Consider the following 6,258-nt stretch of genomic DNA (forward strand, 5'->3'; position numbering starts at 1 on the left):
GCTACGCACAAAAAAAGCCACCCTGAGGTGGCTTTTCAGTACATCTAGCCTCAGCAGCGCTGAGGTTAGATGTAGAGCGATTAGATTGTTTTATCCTGGCATTGAGCTATTTTTGCAGGAAGCTACCCTCCAACTATCGTCGCCGCTACTGCGTTTCACAACCGAGTTCGAGATGGATCGGAGTGGGGCCACAGTGCCATGAACACCAGGAAAGAATCTGTTCGCTCTCAGGTGATCCCTGAGAACTACATAGGTAATGGATCAAGCTCTCACCTGATCGGTCTGTAAACTCTGCAGCTCATGCTCGTCTTGAGTAGGGCCAAGTGTTGGTCAAGCCCTCGGTCTATTAGTACTCCTCCGCTTCACACATTGCTGCGCTTCCACGTAGAGCCTATCAACGGGTGTTCTTCCCGTGACCTTACTGGCTTAAGCCATGAGAACACTCATCTTGAGGTGGGCTTCCCACTTAGATGCTTTCAGCGGTTATCCTCTCCGCACATGGCTACCCAGCGTTTACCGTTGGCACGATAACTGGTACACCAGAGGTGCGTTCCTCCCGGTCCTCTCGTACTAGGGAGAACTCCTCTCAATGTTCTTACGCATGCACCGGATATGGACCGAACTGTCTCACGACGTTCTGAACCCAGCTCGCGTACCGCTTTAATGGGCGAACAGCCCAACCCTTGGGACCGACTTCAGCCCCAGGTTGCGATGAGCCGACATCGAGGTGCCAAACCTCCCCGTCGATGTGAACTCTTGGGGGAGATCAGCCTGTTATCCCTAGAGTAACTTTTATCCGTTGAGCGACGGCCCTTCCACTCAGAACCGTCGGATCACTAAAGCCGACTTTCGTCCCTGTTCGACTTGTTGGTCTCACAGTCAAGCTTGCTTCTGCTTTTACACTCGTCGGCTGATTTCCAACCAGCCTGAGCAAACCTTTGCGCGCCTCCGTTACCTTTTAGGAGGCGACCGCCCCAGTCAAACTGCCCACCTGATACTGTCCCCTCCCCGGATAACGGGTGAAGGTTAGAACCCTAGCTCTGAAAGAGTGGTATCTCACCATTGGCTCACATCGACCCGCAAGCCGATGATCAAAGCCTCCCACCTATCCTGCGCATTCAGAGCCCGGGCACAATACCAAGCTACAGTAAAGCTTCATAGGGTCTTTCTGTCCGGGTGCACGTAGTCCGCATCTTCACAGACAATTCTATTTCGCCGAGCCTCTCTCCGAGACAGCGCCCAGATCGTTACGCCTTTCGTGCGGGTCGGAACTTACCCGACAAGGAATTTCGCTACCTTAGGACCGTTATAGTTACGGCCGCCGTTCACCGGGGCTTCAGTCGCCAGCTTCGCTTGCGCTGACCAGCTTCCTTAACCTTCCGGCACTGGGCAGGCGTCAGCCCCCATACATCGTCTTGCGACTTAGCGGAGACCTGTGTTTTTGGTAAACAGTCGCCTGGGCCTCTTCACTGCGACCACCTTGCGGTGGCACCCCTTCTCCCGAAGTTACGGGGCCATTTTGCCGAGTTCCTTAGAGAGAGTTATCTCGCGCCCCTCGGTATTCTCTACCACCCCACCTGTGTCGGTTTCGGGTACAGGCCATCATGCCTTAACGGGTATAGGGCTTTTCTTGGAAGCTTGACATCACCCACTTCGCTGCCGTAGCAGCTCGTACTCACGCCTCAGCTCAGGGTGTTTTCACCACCCCTCAACACCTCGAACGCTTGAACCAGTAACCAACATCTGGCTGGGCTAGCCTTCTCCGTCCCCCTTCCCAAAACATGACAGGTACAGGAATGTTGACCTGTTGTCCATCGACTACGCCTTTCGGCCTCGCCTTAGGTCCTGACTAACCCTCCGCGGACGAGCCTGCCGGAGGAACCCTTAGGGTTTCGGGGCATGGGATTCTCACCCATGTTTTCGCTACTCAAGCCGACATTCTCACTTCCATGCAGTCCACGCCCGCTTACGCTAACGCTTCGCCCCACATGGAACGCTCCCCTACCATTTGAATGTTCCTAAGAACAATTAAATCCGCAGCTTCGGTACAATGCTTAGCCCCGTTCATTTTCGGCGCAGGATCGCTCGACCAGTGAGCTATTACGCACTCCTTTGAGGATGGCTGCTTCTAGGCAAACCTCCTGGTTGTCTGGGCAATCCCACCTCCTTTATCACTCAGCATTGATTTGGGGACCTTAGCTGGCGGTCTGGGCTGTTTCCCTTTCGACCATGGAGCTTATCCCCCACAGTCTGACTGCCTAGTTTCACACAGGGTATTCAGAGTTCGTATCGATTTGGTACCGCTCTCGCAGCCCGCACCGAAACGGTGGCTTTACCCCCCTGCTATAGCACTAGACGCTACGCCTCAACGTATTTCGGGGAGAACCAGCTAGCTCCGGGTTCGATTGGCATTTCACCCCTAACCACAGCTCATCCGCTGATTTTTCAACATCAGTCGGTTCGGACCTCCACTTGGTATCACCCAAGCTTCATCCTGGCCATGGTTAGATCACCCGGGTTCGGGTCTATAAACACTGACGATCGCCCTATTCAGACTCGCTTTCGCTATGGCTCCACCATTCCCGGTTTAACCTGCCAGTGCCTATAAGTCGCCGGCTCATTCTTCAACAGGCACACGGTCACCCGATCAGTCGGGCTCCCATTGCTTGTAAGCTCACGGTTTCATGTTCTATTTCACTCCCCTCCCGGGGTTCTTTTCACCTTTCCCTCGCGGTACTGTTGCGCTATCGGTCACACAGGAGTACTTAGCCTTACGAGGTGGTCCTCGCAGATTCATACGGAATTTCACGTGCTCCGTACTACTCGGGATACAGCTAGGCCAGATTCGTTTTCGTGTACGGGGCTTTCACCCTCTATGGCGCGCCTTTCAAACGCTTCCACTAACGTCACTGGTCCACGTTGCTGTCCCACAACCCCGATGGTCGAAACCATCGGTTTAGGCTCTTCCCCGTTCGCTCGCCGCTACTTAGGGAGTCGTTTTTACTTTCCTTTCCTCCAGCTACTAAGATGTTTCAGTTCGCTGGGTTGGCTCGTGCCAGCCTATGGATTCAGCTGGCCGTTCTAGGGGTTGCCCCATTCGGAAATTCCCGGATCAAAGCGTGTTTCCAGCTCCCCGAGACTTATCGCAGGTAACTACGTCCTTCATCGCCTCTGTGTGCCAAGGTATCCACCGTGAGCCCTTTGTAGCTTGACCAATTTATCTCCACATCACCTTACTGCGGTTGTACGCAGATTCTCTTGCATTCACTCACCGCAGCTGACTTGTTGGATTGCTCCAACTTATCCTCTGCTGCTTATGAAAACAAGATCAAACCCGATTCTTTCGGCAAGAACCAGGAGCAATGTGGAGTCTCGGCTCCTACTCTAGAATCGCTCCAACATCAAGCTTTCATTCCAATGGCCTAAGCCCTTAGAATCATTGGCTGCTGTTGAAGCATCCATGAGATGCTTTATTTACAGACTTACCTATGCAGTTGTCAAGGTTCTACTGAACACAACAAAGATCAACCTCACGGTTGATCCTGCTGGAGTCCAGCGTCTTTTCAATCACGGCTACCACCTCAATCTGTTAAACAGATCTGGGCAACCTATGAGATGAAAGGAAGCTAGAGTCCTCTCTCAGTACAAATATCTATAATCACCACCACAAGCTCTCTCCCGTTGCTTTCGCGATCCGGGTGGGTTGGTCAGTGGAGGTTAGCGGACTCGAACCGCTGACATCCTGCTTGCAAAGCAGGCGCTCTACCAACTGAGCTAAACCCCCAAACACGAATGGGCCATCCTGGACTTGAACCAGGGACCTCACCCTTATCAGGGGTGCGCTCTAACCACCTGAGCTAATGGCCCAGGGATACCCTTGTGGGGTGACCTAGACAAAGTTTAGGAACTGAAAAGACATCCACAACAGCTCATCCGCATCCCCATTACTGGCAATACTTTTGGCTTCGCTTCTGTCGGTTGAGGTACCGATTAACCATCGAGATGACAGGATCATGGCCTAGCAATAATTTAGCCAGACATCACGATCAGTTATTGTCTCCCTGTTAGGAGGTGATCCAGCCGCACCTTCCGGTACGGCTACCTTGTTACGACTTCACCCCAGTCATCAGCCCCACCTTCGGCGTCCTCCTCCCTTGCGGGTTGGAGTAACGACTTCGGGCATGGCCAACTTCCATGGTGTGACGGGCGGTGTGTACAAGGCCCGGGAACGTATTCACCGCAGTATGCTGACCTGCGATTACTAGCGATTCCTCCTTCACGTAGGCGAGTTGCAGCCTACGATCTGAACTGAGCCACGGTTTATGGGATTTGCTAGCTCTCGCGAGTTTGCTGCCCTTTGTCCGTAGCATTGTAGTACGTGTGTAGCCCAGGATGTAAGGGGCATGATGACTTGACGTCATCCACACCTTCCTCCGGTTTATCACCGGCGGTCTCTCTAGAGTGCCCAACTAAATGCTGGCAACTAAAGACGTGGGTTGCGCTCGTTGCGGGACTTAACCCAACATCTCACGACACGAGCTGACGACAGCCATGCACCACCTGTCACTGCGTTCCCGAAGGCACTCCCTCGTTTCCAAGGGATTCGCAGGATGTCAAACCCTGGTAAGGTTCTTCGCGTTGCATCGAATTAAACCACATACTCCACCGCTTGTGCGGGCCCCCGTCAATTCCTTTGAGTTTCACACTTGCGTGCGTACTCCCCAGGCGGAACACTTAACGCGTTGGCTACGACACCGGAAGGGTTAATTCTCCCGACACCTAGTGTTCATCGTTTACGGCCAGGACTACAGGGGTATCTAATCCCTTTCGCTCCCCTGGCTTTCGTCCATGAGCGTCAGTTATGGCCCAGCAGAGCGCCTTCGCCACTGGTGTTCTTCCCGATATCTACGCATTTCACCGCTACACCGGGAATTCCCTCTGCCCCTACCACACTCTAGCCTTGTAGTTTCCATTGCTTAAATGGAGTTGAGCTCCACGCTTTAACAACAGACTTTCAAGGCCGCCTGCGGACGCTTTACGCCCAATAATTCCGGATAACGCTTGCCACTCCCGTATTACCGCGGCTGCTGGCACGGAATTAGCCGTGGCTTATTCCTCAAGTACCGTCATGTCTTCTTCCTTGAGAAAAGAGGTTTACAGCCCAGAGGCCTTCGTCCCTCACGCGGCGTTGCTCCGTCAGGCTTGCGCCCATTGCGGAAAATTCCCCACTGCTGCCTCCCGTAGGAGTCTGGGCCGTGTCTCAGTCCCAGTGTGGCTGATCATCCTCTCAGACCAGCTACTGATCGAAGCCTTGGTGAGCCATTACCTCACCAACTAGCTAATCAGACGCGAGCTCATCCCCAGGCGAAATTCGTTTCACCTCTCGGCATATGGGGTATTAGCGGCCGTTTCCGGCCGTTATCCCCCTCCTGAGGGCAGATTCTCACGCGTTACTCACCCGTCCGCCACTAACCCGAAGGTTCGTTCGACTTGCATGTGTTAAGCACGCCGCCAGCGTTCATCCTGAGCCAGGATCAAACTCTCCGTTGTAGTCATCATTCCTTTAAATTCAAACCAACTTAACTATCGCTTACGCTAAAATTAAAGTGGTCATCATCGCAAATGATGTCGCCGTTACCCAATAACCTGACTTTCATCAGCCATCAGTTAAGGCCTCCTTCTAGCCAGAAGGGTTCGAGAGTGCATCACACGCTTCTCTAAAATAAATCACAACTGCCTTCATAGACAACCTTTCGCGCTCATTCCTCACCAGAGTCTCCCCTGACAATCGAGTCTCGATCACTCATCCATCCGGCCGTCACAACTTCTCTCAGTTGCTCGTGTAACGACTTTCCAAATCACTCAGATCCGGTCGCATCGTCTCTCACCTAAACTATCATTGATAAATTTACCCGTGAAAGTAAACCCACCAACATTCAGGCAAAATCCTGATGCTTGTTTCTTTTGACGGGACCTCACACCTCTGCTGCTATCTCGTCAGACTCCCCAGCTCGGTTCAAAAGCCTTGCCTCCCTTGCAGGAGCTCACTACTCTTCCCCTCACCTCGGCTCCCGACGCAGCAAAAGCGTCAGTTCCTAAACTTTTTAGTTGTCCAGGTGCGCTTCCTTCTGCCTTTCGGCTTTCGGTCGCTCGCGGTGGTCTCCCGACCGCTTTTGAAACTTACAACACCGACGGCAGGCTCTCGCCCCCACTTCAGTTGCAAGCCCTGCAGCGCTCGCCTTCCGGCTCACGCGCAGT

Annotated in this window: 2 tRNA genes and 3 rRNA genes; all 5 read right to left on the bottom strand. The window is 53.2% G+C overall.

The window, feature by feature from the left end:
• Positions 1–93: 93 nt before the first annotated feature.
• The 5 genes from rrf to CJZ82_RS17195 all read right to left on the bottom strand — a co-directional run bounded on the left by rrf (position 94) and on the right by CJZ82_RS17195 (position 5,550).
• Positions 94–210 (bottom strand): 5S ribosomal RNA (gene rrf, locus CJZ82_RS17175).
• A 116-nt stretch (positions 211–326) separates the two neighbouring features.
• A 23S ribosomal RNA gene (locus CJZ82_RS17180) occupies positions 327–3,214 on the bottom strand.
• Positions 3,215–3,711: 497 nt separating this feature from the next.
• Positions 3,712–3,784: transfer RNA gene (locus CJZ82_RS17185), tRNA-Ala, on the bottom strand.
• Positions 3,785–3,793: 9 nt separating this feature from the next.
• Positions 3,794–3,867, bottom strand: a tRNA-Ile gene (locus CJZ82_RS17190).
• 197 nt (positions 3,868–4,064) lie between these two features.
• Positions 4,065–5,550 (bottom strand): 16S ribosomal RNA (locus CJZ82_RS17195).
• The 16S, 23S and 5S rRNA genes sit together here with 2 tRNA genes alongside, the layout of an rRNA operon.
• Between the last annotated feature and the right edge of the window lie 708 nt (positions 5,551–6,258).

It is taken from the genome of Synechococcus sp. 1G10, assembly GCF_002252625.1.
Taxonomy (GTDB): Bacteria; Cyanobacteriota; Cyanobacteriia; order PCC-6307; family Cyanobiaceae; genus Regnicoccus_A.